The following is a 14,865-nucleotide window of genomic DNA, read 5'->3' on the forward strand; positions in this document are numbered from 1 at the left end:
TCCCCGCCGTACGGAACCGGAGCCGACCATGCCCTACGCCGTTCCCCAGGCCCAGCACGCCGACCGCGTGCTCGGCGCGCTCGCCGGACGCCTGCCCGCGCCGGCCGACTCCGCGCGCCTCGTATCGTCGTGGCAACGGTCGCTGGAGCGCTACCGTCTCGACCCCGCTTCGTCGATCGGCCCGCGTGTGCTGACCGCGGCCGAGCTGCGCGAAGTGCGCGACAAGGAAGAGGCGTTCCTGCGCGCGTCGGGCCAATGCCTGACGCGGCTGCACGACATGATCCGCGTCGCCGACTACTGCGTGATGCTGACCGACGCGCACGGCGTGACGATCGACTACCGGATCGACCGCGAGCGCCGCAACGACTTCCGCCATGCGGGGCTGCACATCGGCTCGTGCTGGTCGGAAAGCGAGGAAGGCACCTGCGGCGTCGCGAGCGTGCTGACCGATCTCGCGCCGATCACCGTGCACAAGACCGATCACTTTCGCGCGGCGTTCACGACGCTCACCTGCAGCGCCGCGCCGATCTTCTCGCCGGGCGGCGAACTGATCGGCGTGCTCGACGCGTCGGCCGTGCATTCGCCCGACGGCCGCGACAGCCAGCGCCTCGTCTACCAGCTCGTGCGGCAAAGCGCGGCGCTGATCGAGGACGGCTACTTCGTGCACAGCACCGCGCAGCACTGGATCCTGTTCGGGCATCCGAACCGTCACTACGTCGAGGCGCAACCGGAATGGATGATCGCGTTCGACGAATGCGGCAACATCGTCGCCGCGAACCGGCAGGCACGCGACGCGCTGCCGGCGCTGCGCGAGCCGCGCCATATCGACGAGATCTTCGATGCGACCGAGATGCCGCTGCGCGATGCCGCGCGGCTCGATACGATCGTCGCGCTGCGGCTGCGCGCCACCGGCGCACCGCTCTATGCGCGGTTGCGGGCGCCGCTACGACGCGCGGGCCGCGAGCCCGGCACCGTATCGCGCCGCGCGGGCACCGCGCCGCGCAACGTCGGCGCGCTGACGCCGTTCCTGCACAGCAGCGATGCGCATATCGCGCAACAGGCCGAACTCGCGCTGCGGGTCGCGAGCAAACGGCTGCCGATTCTCGTGCTCGGCGAAACCGGTGCGGGCAAGGAGGTGTTCGCCCGCGCGATCCACGACGCCGGCGCACGGCGCGCGCGGCCGTTCGTCGCCGTCAACTGCGGCGCGCTGCCCGACGCGCTGATCGAGAGCGAACTGTTCGGTTATGCGGCCGGTGCGTTCACCGGCGCACGCAAGCACGGCGCGCGCGGCAAGATCGCGCTCGCCGACGGCGGCACGCTGTTTCTCGATGAAATCGGCGACATGCCGCTCGCGCTGCAGACGCGCCTGCTGCGCGTCCTCGCCGACGGCGAGGTCGTGCCGCTCGGCAGCGATACGCCCGTGCGCGTCGATCTCGACGTGATCTGCGCGACGCACCGCGATCTCGCGCGGATGGTGGCCGACGGGACCTTCCGCGAAGACCTGTACTACCGCCTGAGCGGCGCGACGTTCGAACTGCCGCCGCTGCGCGCACGCACGGACGTGCGCGACGTGATTGCCGCCGTGTTCGCCGAGGAAGCGCAGGCGACCGGCCACGTGCTCACGCTCGATCCGACGCTCGCCGAACACCTCGCCGCATACGCGTGGCCCGGCAACGTGCGGCAACTGCGCAACGTCCTGCGCTACGCGTGCGCGGTGTGCGACGCCGCGCGCGTGACGCGGCGCGACCTGCCGGCCGAGCTCGCCGCTCAACTCGGCGGTGCTCCGCCGGGCGCGCTGCCCGACGACGAACGCGGCCGCATCGTCGCCGCGCTCACCGCGCATCGCTGGCGGCCCGACGCGGCCGCGCAGGCGCTCGGCATGTCGCGCGCGACGCTGTACCGGCGCATCGCGAAGTACCGGATCGTCGCACCGCACCGCGCGTGACGCGCGGGCGCACGCTCCGTCATGCGGGCTGCCCGGCCGCTTCGTTCGCATCGTCCGTCACGCCGGCCGTTTCGTCGCGCCGCTTGAACACCTCGTGCGCGGCAAACAACGCGTTCAGCGCGGCCGGCATCCCCGCATACACGGCCATCTGCATGAACACCTCGACGATCTCGTCGCGCGTGCAGCCGACGTTCAGCGCGGCCTCGATATGCACCTTCAACTGCGGCTGCGCGTTGCCGAGCGCGGCCAGCGCCGCGATCGTCGCGATTTCGCGTGCTTTCAGGTCGAGCTGCGGCCGGCTGTAGATGTCGCCGAAGCTGAATTCGACCAGGAGCCGCGCGAAGTCCGGCGCGATCGGCGCCAGCGCCGCGATCACGCGTTCGCCCGCTTCGCCGTCGATTTCCTTCAGTTTGTTCCAGCCGCGCGTGTAGCGATCCTCAACGAGTCGTTCCATCGTGTCCGTCCTGTTCCGATAAAGAGAGAGAAGGTTTCACCCGTCGTTCCGTTTCCCGTTCCTGCGCCTCGTAGTACGCGATCTTGTCGCCGATCGCATCGAGGTTCGCCTGCAGCTCCGCGATATGCGCGCGCACCGCGTCGCGATGTGCGACCAGCAAGTCGCGCCGCGCGCCGAACGTCGACTCGCCCTGCTCGCGCAGCACCGCGAACGCCTGGATCTGCGCGATCGGCATGCCGGTCGCCTTCAGGCGCATCACGAAGGCCAGCCCGGCAAGGTCGGCCGGCGCATAGAGCCGGTGCCCGGCCGCCGTGCGCGAAATCGCGCGCAGCAGCCCGGCCTGCTCGTAGTACCGCAACGTGTGCGTCGACACGCCCGTCAGTTCGGCGACTTGCCCGATCGTCAGCGGACCGGCGGAGGAGGATGGGGATACGGTTTTCGACATGGCAGGAACAAGGTTAGGAGTTAGAGTTCACTCTAAGTCAAGCGTGATCGCACGGCCAGCGCGACGACGATCCGCTCGCCCCCGGCGACACCGTAAACAATGGTCAAAAGCGGCGCCCGGCGCGGGTTTCGGCCTTTACAGCACCGCAAGCCTTCAGCAAGATTCAGTCAGCCTGTCTTAAAAAGGGCACGCATTTGTCCTATGCTTAACGGCGACGCCCGGCCACCTCGCGCCCCGCCGTCCGTTGCAACAGCCATTCATCCGTCAGAACCAGGGAGCCTTTGCCATGCTGAAAAAGCTGCTGATGCTGTTCGTCGCGCTGTCGCTGTCGCTTGCCGCCGGCCTTGCCGCGGCCGTCGAAGTCAACACGGCCGACCAGGCCGCGCTCGAATCCGTGAAGGGTCTCGGGCCCGTGAAGTCGAAGGCGATCATCGACGAACGCACCAAGAACGGCCCGTTCAAGGACGCCGACGATCTCGCGAACCGCGTGAAGGGTCTCGGCACGAAGTCGGTCGGGCATCTGGAGGAAAACGGCCTGACGATCGGCGGCTCGTCGACGCCGCCGAAGGGCGTCAAGCTGTCGAAGCCGGCCGCAACGGCACCGGCCACCACGCCGGCCACGACCTCGGCAGGCACCGCATCGACGTCCACGACCGCGACGGCCGGCACGACGGCTGCGACGCCGGCCCCGGCGGCCAGCGCACCGGATGCGGCGGCGAAGCCGGCCAAGGCGAAGCGCGCATCGAAGAAGGAAAAGGCAGCGGCAGCGGCGGCGGCATCCGCCGACGCGGGTGCGAGCGCACCGGCCGCCGCGTCGTCCACGAAGGCGACGAAGGGTTCGAAGAAGAAGAGCAAGAAGGACAAGGCAGCCTCCGCCGCCGCGGCGTCGGGCGCCTGATGTGCGCCGCGCGCGCGACGGCGTGCGCGCGGCATTCGTTCAACGGGCGCCGTCGTCACGGCGCCCTTTTCAGTGAAGGTGAAGAACCATGGGTCTCCTCGACATCGTTGGCGGTCTGATCGGCGGCCAGGCCGGCGGCAACTCGCAAAGCGCGCTGATCACCACCGCGCTCGAATTCATCAACAACCAGCCGGGCGGCCTGAACGGCCTGATCGAGAAATTCAAGGCCGGTGGCGCCGGCGACATCATCGGTTCGTGGGTCGGCAACGGCGAAAACCAGCCGATCTCGGCCGACACGCTGCAGAACGTGCTGGGCTCCGACGTCGTCGGCTCGCTCGCGAGCAAGGTCGGCATCGACCCGTCGCAGGCCTCGTCGATCCTCGCGCAGGTGCTGCCGCACGTGGTCAACGGCGCGACGCCGAACGGCGAAGTGCCGGCCGGCGGCCAGGTCGACACGTCGAACGTGCTCGGCACGCTCACGCAGCTCGCCGGCATGTTCGGCGGCAACAAGCAGGGCTGAGCGTCCCGGCCCGCGCGGCGGCCCGTTCGGCCGCCCCATAAGCAAACACCCCGCCGAGGCGGGGTGTTTGTTTTTGCGCGCCCGGCGCGAACCGGGCGGGCAACCGATGGCAGGCGATCAGTGAACGACGCGGTCGAACACGAACTTGCCGTCGTTGACGTCGACCGGAATCACGTCCTTCGGACCGAAACGGCCCGCGAGGATCAGCTTCGCGACCGGGTTCTCGATCTCCTGCTGGATCGCGCGCTTCAGCGGCCGCGCGCCGAACAGCGGATCGTAGCCGACCTTGCCGATCTGTTCGAGCGCCGCCGGCGACACGTCGAGCGCCATGTCGAGCTTCGCGAGCCGGTCGTGCAGGCGGGCGAGCTGGATCTTCGCGATCGACTCGATGTTGCTGCGGTCGAGCGCATGGAACACGACGACGTCGTCGATCCGGTTCAGGAACTCGGGGCGGAAATGCTGCTTCACCTCGAGCCACACCGCGTCCTTGATCTCTTCCTGCGGCGCGCCCGTCATCGCCTGGATCACCTGCGAGCCGAGGTTCGACGTCATCACGATCACCGTGTTCTTGAAGTCGACCGTCCGCCCCTGCCCGTCCGTCATGCGGCCGTCGTCGAGCACCTGCAGCAGCACGTTGAACACGTCCGGGTGCGCCTTCTCGATCTCGTCGAGCAGGATCACGCTGTACGGCTTGCGACGCACGGCTTCCGTCAGGTAACCGCCTTCCTCGTAGCCGACATAACCCGGCGGCGCGCCGATCAGCCGGGCGACGCTGTGCTTCTCCATGAACTCGCTCATGTCGATGCGGATCAGGTGCTCTTCCGAATCGAACAGGAACGACGCCAGCGCCTTGCACAGCTCGGTCTTGCCGACGCCCGTCGGGCCGAGGAACAGGAACGAGCCGTACGGACGGTTCGGATCGGCGAGACCCGCGCGCGAACGACGGATCGCATCGGCCACCGCACTGATCGCCTCGTCCTGCCCGACCACGCGCTCGTGCAGCTTTTCCTCGATGTGCAGCAGCTTCTCGCGTTCGCCCTGCATCATCCGCGACACGGGGATCCCGGTCGAGCGCGACACGACTTCCGCGATTTCCTCGGCGCCGACCTGCGTGCGCAACAGGCGCGGACGCGTCGGGTTGTGCTGCTCCTGCTCTTCGGCCTGCGTGACCTGCTTCAGCTGCGCCTCGAGCTGCGGCAGCTTGCCGTACTGCAACTCGGCGACCTTCTCCAGCTTGCCGTTACGCTGCAGCCTCGCGATGTCCGCGCGCACCTTCTCGATCTCTTCCTTGAGCTGTGCGCTGCCCTGCACCGCGGCCTTCTCGGCGGTCCAGATCTCTTCCAGGTCCGCGTACTCGCGGCCGAGGCGCTCGATCTCTTCCTCGATCAGCTGCAGGCGCTTCTGCGACGCTTCGTCCTGCTCCTTCTTCACGGCCTCGCGCTCGATCTTCAGCTGGATCAGCCGGCGGTCGAGCTTGTCCATCTCTTCGGGCTTCGAATCGATTTCCATCTTGATCTTCGAAGCGGCTTCGTCGATCAGGTCGATCGCCTTGTCGGGCAGGAAGCGGTCGGTGATGTAGCGGTGCGACAGCTCGGCCGCGGCGACGATCGCCGGGTCGGTGATGTCAACGCCGTGGTGCAGTTCGTACTTCTCCTGCAGCCCGCGCAGGATCGCGATCGTCGCCTCGACGCTCGGCTCGTCGACGAGCACCTTCTGGAAGCGGCGTTCGAGCGCGGCATCCTTCTCGATGTACTTGCGGTATTCGTCGAGCGTGGTCGCGCCGATGCAGTGCAGCTCGCCGCGCGACAGCGCCGGCTTCAGCATGTTGCCCGCATCCATCGCGCCTTCGGCCTTGCCCGCACCGACCATCGTGTGGATTTCGTCGATGAAGACGATCGTCCGGCCTTCGTCCTTCGCGATGTCGTTGAGCACGGCCTTCAGGCGCTCCTCGAATTCACCGCGATACTTCGCGCCGGCGAGCAGCGCCGCCATGTCGAGCGACAGCACGCGCTTGCCCTTCAGCGTCTCCGGCACTTCGCCGTTGACGATCCGTTGCGCGAGCCCTTCGACGATCGCGGTCTTGCCGACGCCCGGCTCGCCGATCAGCACCGGGTTGTTCTTGGTGCGGCGCTGCAGGATCTGGATCGAGCGGCGGATTTCGTCGTCGCGGCCGATCACCGGATCGAGCTTGCCCGCACGGGCCCGCTCGGTCAGGTCGACCGTGTACTTCTTCAGCGCCTCGCGCTGGCTTTCCGCATCCTGGCTATGCACCTGCGAGCCGCCGCGCACCGCGGCGATCGCGGCTTCGAGCGCCTTGCGCGTGAGGCCGTGCTGGCGCGCGAGCTTGCCGGCTTCGCCCTTGTCGTCGGACGCGGCGAGCAGGAACATTTCACTCGCGATGAACGTGTCGTTGAGCTTCTGCGCTTCCTTGTCGGCCTGGTTCAGCAGCCCGGCCAGTTCACGGCCGATCTGGATGTCGCCGCCCGTGCCCGTCACTTGCGGCAAGCGCGAAATGGCTTCGTTCAGCGCGCCTTGCAACGCCTGCACGTGAACACCCGCGCGCGACATCAGCGAGCGGGCGGACCCGTCCTGCTGCGCGACCAGCGCCGCGAGGACGTGAACGGGTTCGATGTATTGATTGTCGCGGCCTGCCGCGAGGCTTTGCGCGTCCGCGAGTGCTTCCTGGAACTTGGTGGTGAGCTTGTCGATTCTCATTTAGTCGAGACCTCCAATTTTCGATTAACACCAAGATAAGGATGGTTATGCGGCTTTCAAGCCAAATTCGGGTTGATTCAGCGCAAAAATTGCTGGATAGGCCGGAAGCGGCCCCGGGACGGGCCGCGTTCGGATCGCGGGACGCGGCGCGCGCGCGTCAGCCGGCCGCCGACGGCGGCTCGGCGGTCGCCGATGGGTCGTCCGGCGACGATTCGGCACGCACGGGCACGACCGGACGGATGCCGAGCAGCGCCGCGAGCGGCGACGCGGGCTCGGCCAGCTCGCCGAGCCGGTGACGGTCGAGCTCGGCGAAGAACGCATCGCGCGCGGCCGCCAGCACGCCTTTCAGGCGGCACCGCGGCTCGATCACGCAGCCGCGCGATTCGCCGCCGTCGGTCGCGAAACAGCCGACCAGCGCGAAGTCGCTCTCGGTCGCGCGCACGACCTGGCCGACCGTCAACTCGAGCGATGCCGGGAAGAGCCGCAGCCCGCCGTTGCGGCCGCGAACCGTGTCGACCCATCCCAGCTCGCCGAGCTGCTGCACGACTTTCATCAGATGGTTCTTCGAGATGCCGTAGGCATCCGAGATCTCCTGGATCGTCGCGAGCCCCTCGCCGCGCACGGCAAGGTACAGCATCACGCGCAGCGAATAGTCGGTGTAGTCAGTGAGTCTCATGGACGGATACGGAAATGATCGATCGTGCCCCGATGACGCGGGCCGGGCCGATCGCGGGGCGTGCGGGGGCCGGCTGACGGTCCCGTTCCGCGACCCCGGGTTGCCGGGATCGCGTGCGCGCAATAAGATGCATGACACTTGCGCGTTTTTCAGCGGGTATTGGACGCTATTTTGCGACAAAATCCGACCGGCGTCCTGCCTGCCCTCCCGCCACTGCCCGTCAGCACTCCGATCTACCGGCCCCTTTTTGCCATGAATGCCCTGCCCGCCTCGCCCGAAACCGCACCGGCCCGCCCTCGCGACACCGAGCCGACCGAAGACAACATCCGCGCGCTCGTCTACGCGTTCTACGACCGCGTGCGCGCCGACCCGCTGCTCGGACCCGTGTTCGACGCGAAGCTGGCCGGCCGCTGGGACGACCACCTGCCGAAGATGGTCACGTTCTGGTCGAGCCTCGTACTCGGCACCAAAGGCTATCGCGGCAACGTGCAGCAGGCGCACCAGCCGCTCGACGGGATCGAGCCGGCCCATTTCAGCCGCTGGCTGGCGCTGTTCCTGAGGACCGTCGAGGCGCGCTACGCGCCGCCCGCGGCGATCCGCTTCATGGCGCCCGCGCTGCGGATCGCCCAGAGCCTGCAGTTGAGCCGATTCGGCTGGGATTATCGGATTCCGCCCGAGCAGCAGGCGCTGCTCGATGCGATCGCGCCGCGCCGCCGCGACGCGGGCGACGATCCGCACGCGCTGCCGTCGCGTGCCCGCGGCGAACCGTTTCCGACGAAGATCGTCGGACGCAGCGCCGACCCGGACGCGTGACGCGCGGCCCGTGACGCCGGGCGCACCACCCGCGGCAGATCGACGCACCGCCTAGCGCGGCGTATTGCCCGACTCGACGCCCCAGCGCGCGAGCGCGGCATCGTCGGTGCTGCGCGCATCGACCCAGCGCTCGCCGTCCGGCGTCGTTTCCTTCTTCCAGAACGGCGCCTCGGTCTTCAGATAGTCCATCACGAATTCGCACGACGCGAATGCATCGCCGCGGTGCGACGCGACCGTCGCGACCATCACGATCTGGTCGAGCGGCAGCAGCCTGCCGACGCGATGCACGATCGCGACGTCGATGCCCGGCCAGCGCCGGCCGGCCTCGGCGGCAATCTTCTCGAGCGCCTTCTCGGTCATCCCCGGATAGTGCTCGAGCTCCATCGCGGCAACCGAATCGCCTTCGTTCAGGTCGCGCACCGTGCCGACGAAACACGCGACGGCGCCGATCTTCGGGTTGCGCGCGCGCAATGCCGCGACTTCGGCATTCAGATCGAAATCGTCGGCCTGGACTCGTACCGTTGCCATCGCGCGCCCCTCAGCCGCCCGTCACCGGCGGAAAGAACGCGACCTCGCAGCCTTCGGTGAGCCGCGTGTCGGGATCGGTCATCTCGTGGTTGCAGGCCATGCGCAGCGCGCGCCCCTCGGCGAGCGTCTCGGCCCATACGCCGCCGCGCACGCGCAACCAGGCGCGCACGTCGCCGACGGTCGTCACGCTGTCCGGCACGGTTGCCGCTTCGTCGGCGACACCCAGTGCCTCGCGCACGCTTGCAAAAAATTTCAGCTGAATCTTCATGGTTCGGGAAGCCGTCGCGTTACGACAGCAGTTCGGAAAACGGAATGAAACGGACGGTCTCGCCGGCGCTGATCACGTGCTGCGGCGGGTTGTCGATCAGGCCGTCGCCCCAGACCGTCGACGTCAGCACCGCCGAGCTCTGGTTCGGAAACAGGTCGAGCCCGCCGGCCGCGTTGACGCGCGCACGCAGGAATTCGTTGCGCCGGTCGCCCTTGCCTTGCGAAAAGTCCGCACGCAGCGACAGTGCGCGCGGCGCGACGTCACGCACGCCGGACAGGCGCAGCAGGAACGGCCGCACGAACAGCAGGAACGTGACGAAGCTCGACACGGGGTTGCCGGGCAAGCCGATGAAGTGCGCGTCCGCACGCTCGTCGCCGCGGCGCACCGCGCCGTACGCGAGCGGCTTGCCGGGCTTCATCGCGATCTGCCACAGCGCGAGCCGCCCTTCGGCCTCGACGGCGGGCTTCACGTGATCCTCGTCGCCGACCGATACGCCGCCGCTCGTCAGGATCACGTCGTGATCGCGCGCGGCCTCGCGCAGCGTGTCGCGCGTCGCGGCGAGCGAATCGGGCACGATCCCGTAGTCGGTCACGTGGCAGCCGAGCCGCTCCAGCAACCCGCGCAGCGTGAAGCGGTTCGAGTTGTAGATCGCGCCGGGCTTCAGCGGCTCGCCCGGCATCGTCAGTTCGTCGCCGGTGAAGAACACGGCGACGCGAATCCGCCGTGCGACCGACAGCTGCGCGCAGCCGACCGATGCGGCCAGACCGAGCGCCTGCGGCGTGAGCCGCGTGCCGGCCGGCAGGATCACCGAACCCTGGCGGATGTCCGCGCCCTGCGCGGTGATCCATTCACCGGCCTTCGGCGTGTGCAGGATCTCGACCGCGTCGCCGTCGGCCGATGCCTGCTCCTGCATCACGACCGCGTCGGCGCCGGGCGGCACCGTTGCGCCGGTGAAGATCCGCGCGGCCGTGCCGGCCGCGAGCGGCCCAGCCGGATGGCCGGCCGGAATGCGCTGCGACACCGGCAACCGCCGATCGCCGTGCAGCAGGTCGGCGACGCGCACCGCATAGCCGTCCATCGCGCTCGTATGCATCGGCGGCACGTCGAGCGGCGAGCTCACGTCGGCGGCCAGCACGCGGCCGAGCGCATCGAGCGTGGCGACGGTCTCCGCGCCGGGCAGCGGCTTCGCGGCATCGAGCAGCGCGGCGAGCGCCTCGGCGGTCGACAGCATCGGCGCGCGCGGCGCCGCGGGATTCGGGTTCGACATCGATGGAATCGGGGATCGTTGGAGTCAATACGTCATTGTAGCGACGCCGTCGCACCGGCGCGCGATATGGCGGACATGCGAAAACTGTGATCGGCGCGAACGCGCGGGTCTGGCACTTGTTTCGCGCGACAGGCCATGCCCGGGCGCCAAACGAAACGGCCGGAACCCCGATCCGTTCGACGAATCGGCGTTCCGGCCGTCCCGCGCAGCCGGGCCCGCGGGCCCGGCCGTGCGTCATGCACCCGTATGGGCGACGATGAAGTCCTTCACCTGCCGGGCATCGGCCTTCACGACCTCGAAGCGCTGCGGCAGCGCCTCGAGCCCGTCGAACGCGGCCGGCCGCTCGGCTTCGCGATCGAGCGCCTCGCGGATCGTCTCGCCGAACTTGATCGGCTGCGCCGTCTCGAGCACGACCATCGGCACGCCGGCATCCAGGTGCTCGCGTGCGACCTTCACGCCGTCGGCCGTGTGCGTGTCGATCATCGTGTCGTAACGCGAGAACACGTCGCGAATCGTCGCGATCCGGTCGGCGTGGCTGCTGCGGCCCGACACGAAGCCGAACTCGGCGACGCGCGCGAAATCGCCGCTCGCCGCGAGATCGAAACCGCCCTTCTCCTCGACGTCGCGGAACAGCTGCATCACGCGCGCCGGATCGCGGCCGAGCAGGTCGAACACGAAACGCTCGAAATTCGACGCCTTCGAGATGTCCATGCTCGGGCTGCTCGTGTGATACGTATTCTCGGCGCTGCGCACGCGATACGCGCCCGTGCGGAAGAACTCGTCGAGCACGTCGTTCTCGTTGGTCGCGACCACGAGCTTCGCGATCGGCAGCCCCATCATCCGCGCGATGTGGCCCGCGCAGACGTTGCCGAAGTTGCCCGACGGCACCGTGAACGACACGCGCTCGTCGTTGGACTGCGTCGCCGCGAAGTAGCCCTTGAAGTAGTACACGACCTGCGCGACGACGCGCGCCCAGTTGATCGAGTTGACCGTGCCGATCTTCTGCTGCGCCTTGAACGCGTGATCGTTCGACACGGCCTTCACGATGTCCTGGCAGTCGTCGAACACGCCTTCCACTGCGAGGTTGAAGATGTTCGGGTCCTGCAGGCTGAACATCTGGGCCGTCTGGAACGCGCTCATCTTCTTGTGCGGCGACAGCATGAACACGCGCACGCCGGCCTTGCCGCGCATCGCGTATTCGGCCGCGCTGCCCGTGTCGCCCGACGTCGCGCCGAGGATGTTCAGCGCTTCGCCGTGCTTCGCGAGCGTGTACTCGAACAGGTTGCCGAGCAACTGCATCGCCATGTCCTTGAACGCCAGCGTCGGGCCGTTCGACAGCTCGAGCAGCGACAGCGCCGCGCCATGCTCGGTGCCGAGCGTCTTCAGCGGCGTGATGTCGGACGCGTTCTCGCCGTGGCGCGTGTTGCGGTACACGTCGGCCGTGTACGTGCGGCGTGTGATCGCGCGCAGGTCGTCGGCCGGGACGTCGTCGCAGAACTTCGACAGGATCTCGAACGCGAGATCCGCGTACGACAGCGTGCGCCAGCGCGCGAGCTCGTCGGCGGACACCCGCGGATACTCGGCCGGCAGGTAGAGCCCGCCGTCCTTCGCGAGACCGCCGAGCAGGATGTCGGAGAACGTATGGCGCTCGCCGATGCCGGCGCCGCGCGTGGAGATGTAGTTCATGTCGCTTTCCGTCCTCAGTTCAGCGCTTCCATGCGCAGCTTCGTCACCTTCGACACGACCGTCGCGAGGCGCTCGATCTGCGCGATCGCCGCATTGACGTTCTTCTCGACCGTTTCGTGCGTGATCAGGATGATGTCGGTTTCGCCCTTCGCGTCGTCGACCTGCTCCGACTCCTTCTGCAGCAGCGCGTCGATCGAGATGCCCGACGCGGCGAGGATGCGCGTGATGTCGGCCAGCACGCCGGTTTGATCGGCGACGCGCAGGCGCAGGTAGTAGCCGCTCGTCACTTCCTCGATCGGCAGGATCGGCGTGTTCGACAGGCTGTCCGGCTGGAACGCGAGATGCGGCACGCGATGCTCGGGGTCGGCCGTATGCAGGCGCGTGACGTCGACGAGATCCGCGACCACCGCCGACGCGGTCGGCTCCGCGCCCGCGCCCTTGCCGTAGTACAGCGTCGTGCCCACCGCATCGCCGTGCACGACGACCGCATTCATCGCGCCCTCGACGTTCGCGAGCAGGCGCTTCTCCGGGATCAGCGTCGGGTGCACGCGCAGCTCGATGCCGTTCTCGGCGCGACGCGTGATGCCGAGCAGCTTGATCCGGTAGCCGAGCTCTTCCGCGTAGCGGATGTCGGTCGCGTCGAGCTTGCTGATGCCCTCGACGTAAGCGCGGTCGAACTGCACCGGCACGCCGAACGCGATCGCGCTCATGATCGTCGCCTTGTGCGCGGCGTCGACGCCTTCGATGTCGAAGGTCGGGTCGGCTTCCGCGTAGCCGAGCTCCTGCGCGGCCTTCAGCGCGGTCGCGAAATCGAGCCCGCGGTCGCGCATTTCCGACAGGATGTAGTTGGTCGTGCCGTTGATGATGCCCGCGATGTACTGGATGCGGTTCGCGGTCAGGCCCTCGCGCAGCGCCTTGATGATCGGGATGCCGCCGGCGACGGCCGCCTCGAACGCCACCATCACGCCCTTTTCGCGCGCGGCCTCGAAGATCTCGGTGCCGTGCACCGCGAGCAGCGCCTTGTTCGCCGTCACGACGTGCTTGCCGTTCGCGATCGCGCGCAGCACGAGCTCGCGCGCGATGCCCGTGCCGCCGATCATCTCGGCGATGATCGCGATCGACGGATCGTCGACGACCGAATTGAAATCGTCGGTGATCTGCGCGGCGGCGGCATCCCCGCCGAGCACGGCCCGCGCCTTGGCCGGATTACGCACGGCAATGCGCGCGACCTCGATGCCGCGCCCCGCGCGTCGCTTGATTTCTTCCTGGTTGCGGCGCAGCACCGTGAAGGTGCCGCTGCCCACCGTGCCGAAGCCCAACAGGCCAACTTTGATCGGTTCCATGCTGCGTGTGATCGATGAGTAAGAAGTAGTGAATTCCGCGTGACCCTGCCCGCTCAGGCCGAGTGGCGCTTGCGGTAGCCGTCGAGGAAGCGTGCGATCCGGTTGATCGAATCGGTCAGGTCGTCGAGGTTCGGCAGGAAGACCACGCGGAAGTGGTCCGGCGTCGCCCAGTTGAAACCCGTGCCCTGCACCAGCAGCACACGCTCCTCGAGCAACAGGTCGAGAATGAACTGCTGGTCGTTCTGGATCGGGTAGAGCTTCGGGTCGAGGCGCGGGAACATGTACAGCGCGGCCTGCGGCTTCACGCAGGTCACGCCCGGGATCGACGTCAGCATGTCGTACGCGAGCTCGCGCTGCTTGTACAGGCGCCCGCTCGGCACGATGAGTTCGTTGATGCTCTGGTAGCCGCCGAGCGCCGTCTGGATCGCGAACTGCCCGGGCACGTTCGCGCACAGGCGCATCGACGACAGGATACCCAGCCCCTCGAGGTAATCCTTCGCGCGCCGGCGGTTGTCGCCGCCGAGGCCCGACACGGCCATCCAGCCCGCGCGGTAGCCGCACGAGCGATAGCTCTTCGACAGGCTGTTGAACGTGACGGTGATCACGTCCTCCGACAGCGAACCCATCGCGGTGTGCTCGAGGCCGTCGTAGACGATCTTGTCGTAGACCTCGTCGGCGAACACGATCAGCCCGTGCTGGCGCGCGATCTCGAGCAGCTCGAGCAGCAATTCGTCGGAGTAAAGCGCGCCCGTCGGGTTGTTCGGGTTGATCACGACGATCGCCTTCGTGTTCGGCGTGATCTTGCTGCGGATGTCGTCGAGATCGGGCATCCACGCGTTCTGCTCGTCGCACACGTAGTGCACCGGCGTGCCGCCCGACAGGCTCACCGCGGCCGTCCACAGCGGGTAGTCGGGCGCGGGCAGCAGCACTTCGTCGCCGTCGTTCAGCAGCGCCTGGGTCGCCATCACGATCAGCTCGGACGCGCCGTTGCCGATGTAGATGTCGTCGAGGCCGACGCCCACGACGCCCTTTTCCTGCGTGTAGTGCATCACGGCCTTGCGCGCCGAGAACACGCCCTTCGAATCGGAATAACCCGACGACGACGGCAGGTTGCGGATCATGTCCTGGATGATCTCGTCCGGCGCGTCGAAACCGAACGGCGCGAGGTTGCCGATGTTCAGCTTGATGATGCGGTGGCCTTCTTCCTCGAGGCGCTTCGCGTGCTCGAGCACCGGGCCACGGATGTCGTAGCAGACGTTGAGCAGCTTGTTCGACTTCTGAATCGGTTTCACGACGACACGGTTCCT

14 protein-coding genes are annotated in these 14,865 nt (G+C 68.0%); 4 read left to right on the forward strand and 10 right to left on the reverse strand.

Annotation, left to right across the window (positions count from 1 at the left end; genetic code table 11):
* Nucleotides 1-28: 28 nt before the first annotated feature.
* Nucleotides 29-1,945: a sigma-54-dependent Fis family transcriptional regulator gene (locus tag VXM69_RS29130; protein ID WP_069245637.1), complete on the forward strand. Its 1,917-nt coding sequence runs from the start codon at nucleotides 29-31 to the stop codon at nucleotides 1,943-1,945.
* A 19-nt stretch (nucleotides 1,946-1,964) separates the two neighbouring features.
* Here VXM69_RS29130 and VXM69_RS29135 read toward each other — a convergent pair whose 3' ends face one another.
* Nucleotides 1,965-2,399, reverse strand: a complete 435-nt coding sequence (locus tag VXM69_RS29135) for a carboxymuconolactone decarboxylase family protein (protein ID WP_034188661.1) — start codon at nucleotides 2,397-2,399, stop codon at nucleotides 1,965-1,967.
* Nucleotides 2,383-2,844 (reverse strand): MerR family transcriptional regulator, encoded by a 462-nt coding sequence (locus tag VXM69_RS29140; RefSeq protein WP_343727376.1) that lies wholly within the window; start codon nucleotides 2,842-2,844, stop codon nucleotides 2,383-2,385. Before VXM69_RS29140 ends, VXM69_RS29135 begins: the two co-directional genes overlap by 17 nt.
* Before the next feature lie 286 nt (nucleotides 2,845-3,130).
* On the opposite strand from VXM69_RS29140, the gene VXM69_RS29145 reads away from it, so the two are divergent.
* Together VXM69_RS29145 and VXM69_RS29150 are read left to right on the forward strand one after the other, a co-directional pair.
* Nucleotides 3,131-3,742: a helix-hairpin-helix domain-containing protein gene (locus VXM69_RS29145; protein ID WP_034188663.1), complete on the forward strand. Its 612-nt coding sequence runs from the start codon at nucleotides 3,131-3,133 to the stop codon at nucleotides 3,740-3,742.
* Nucleotides 3,743-3,830: 88 nt separating this feature from the next.
* The gene (locus tag VXM69_RS29150) at nucleotides 3,831-4,262 is read left to right on the forward strand and encodes a YidB family protein (protein WP_034188664.1); all 432 of its coding nucleotides are present in this window, start codon (nucleotides 3,831-3,833) and stop codon (nucleotides 4,260-4,262) included.
* A gap of 117 nt (nucleotides 4,263-4,379) precedes the next feature.
* Here VXM69_RS29150 and clpB read toward each other — a convergent pair whose 3' ends face one another.
* Entirely contained in the window at nucleotides 4,380-6,977 is a 2,598-nt protein-coding gene (gene clpB, locus VXM69_RS29155; protein ID WP_367189638.1) for an ATP-dependent chaperone ClpB, read from the reverse strand.
* A gap of 157 nt (nucleotides 6,978-7,134) precedes the next feature.
* The gene (locus tag VXM69_RS29160; RefSeq protein ID WP_049035025.1) at nucleotides 7,135-7,653 is read right to left on the reverse strand and encodes an Rrf2 family transcriptional regulator; all 519 of its coding nucleotides are present in this window, start codon (nucleotides 7,651-7,653) and stop codon (nucleotides 7,135-7,137) included.
* Between the two features lie 252 nt (nucleotides 7,654-7,905).
* Here VXM69_RS29160 and VXM69_RS29165 point away from each other — a divergent pair, with 252 nt between their 5' ends.
* Nucleotides 7,906-8,466 carry a group III truncated hemoglobin gene (locus VXM69_RS29165; protein ID WP_034188667.1) on the forward strand — a complete coding sequence of 187 codons (561 nt, stop codon included), beginning with the start codon at nucleotides 7,906-7,908 and terminating at the stop codon, nucleotides 8,464-8,466.
* A 51-nt stretch (nucleotides 8,467-8,517) separates the two neighbouring features.
* Here VXM69_RS29165 and VXM69_RS29170 read toward each other — a convergent pair whose 3' ends face one another.
* The 6 genes from VXM69_RS29170 to VXM69_RS29195 form a co-directional block, all read right to left on the reverse strand.
* A complete protein-coding gene (locus tag VXM69_RS29170) occupies nucleotides 8,518-8,994 on the reverse strand; it encodes a molybdenum cofactor biosynthesis protein MoaE (protein ID WP_034188668.1) in 477 nt (158 codons plus the stop codon).
* A gap of 10 nt (nucleotides 8,995-9,004) precedes the next feature.
* On the reverse strand, nucleotides 9,005-9,262 hold the full coding sequence (gene moaD / locus VXM69_RS29175) for a molybdopterin converting factor subunit 1 (protein WP_034188669.1): 258 nt from the start codon (nucleotides 9,260-9,262) through the stop codon (nucleotides 9,005-9,007).
* Nucleotides 9,263-9,281: 19 nt separating this feature from the next.
* On the reverse strand, nucleotides 9,282-10,529 hold the full coding sequence (glp, locus tag VXM69_RS29180) for a gephyrin-like molybdotransferase Glp (RefSeq protein ID WP_034188670.1): 1,248 nt from the start codon (nucleotides 10,527-10,529) through the stop codon (nucleotides 9,282-9,284).
* Nucleotides 10,530-10,763: 234 nt separating this feature from the next.
* Entirely contained in the window at nucleotides 10,764-12,215 is a 1,452-nt protein-coding gene (thrC, locus tag VXM69_RS29185) for a threonine synthase (protein ID WP_069245638.1), read from the reverse strand.
* Between the two features lie 14 nt (nucleotides 12,216-12,229).
* Entirely contained in the window at nucleotides 12,230-13,558 is a 1,329-nt protein-coding gene (locus VXM69_RS29190) for a homoserine dehydrogenase (RefSeq protein ID WP_034188672.1), read from the reverse strand.
* 53 nt (nucleotides 13,559-13,611) lie between these two features.
* A complete protein-coding gene (locus VXM69_RS29195) occupies nucleotides 13,612-14,850 on the reverse strand; it encodes a pyridoxal phosphate-dependent aminotransferase (protein ID WP_034188673.1) in 1,239 nt (412 codons plus the stop codon).
* Between the last annotated feature and the right edge of the window lie 15 nt (nucleotides 14,851-14,865).

Origin of the sequence: Burkholderia sp. Ed8, from assembly GCF_040761425.1 — a bacterium.
Taxonomy (GTDB): Bacteria; Pseudomonadota; Gammaproteobacteria; order Burkholderiales; family Burkholderiaceae; genus Burkholderia; species Burkholderia seminalis.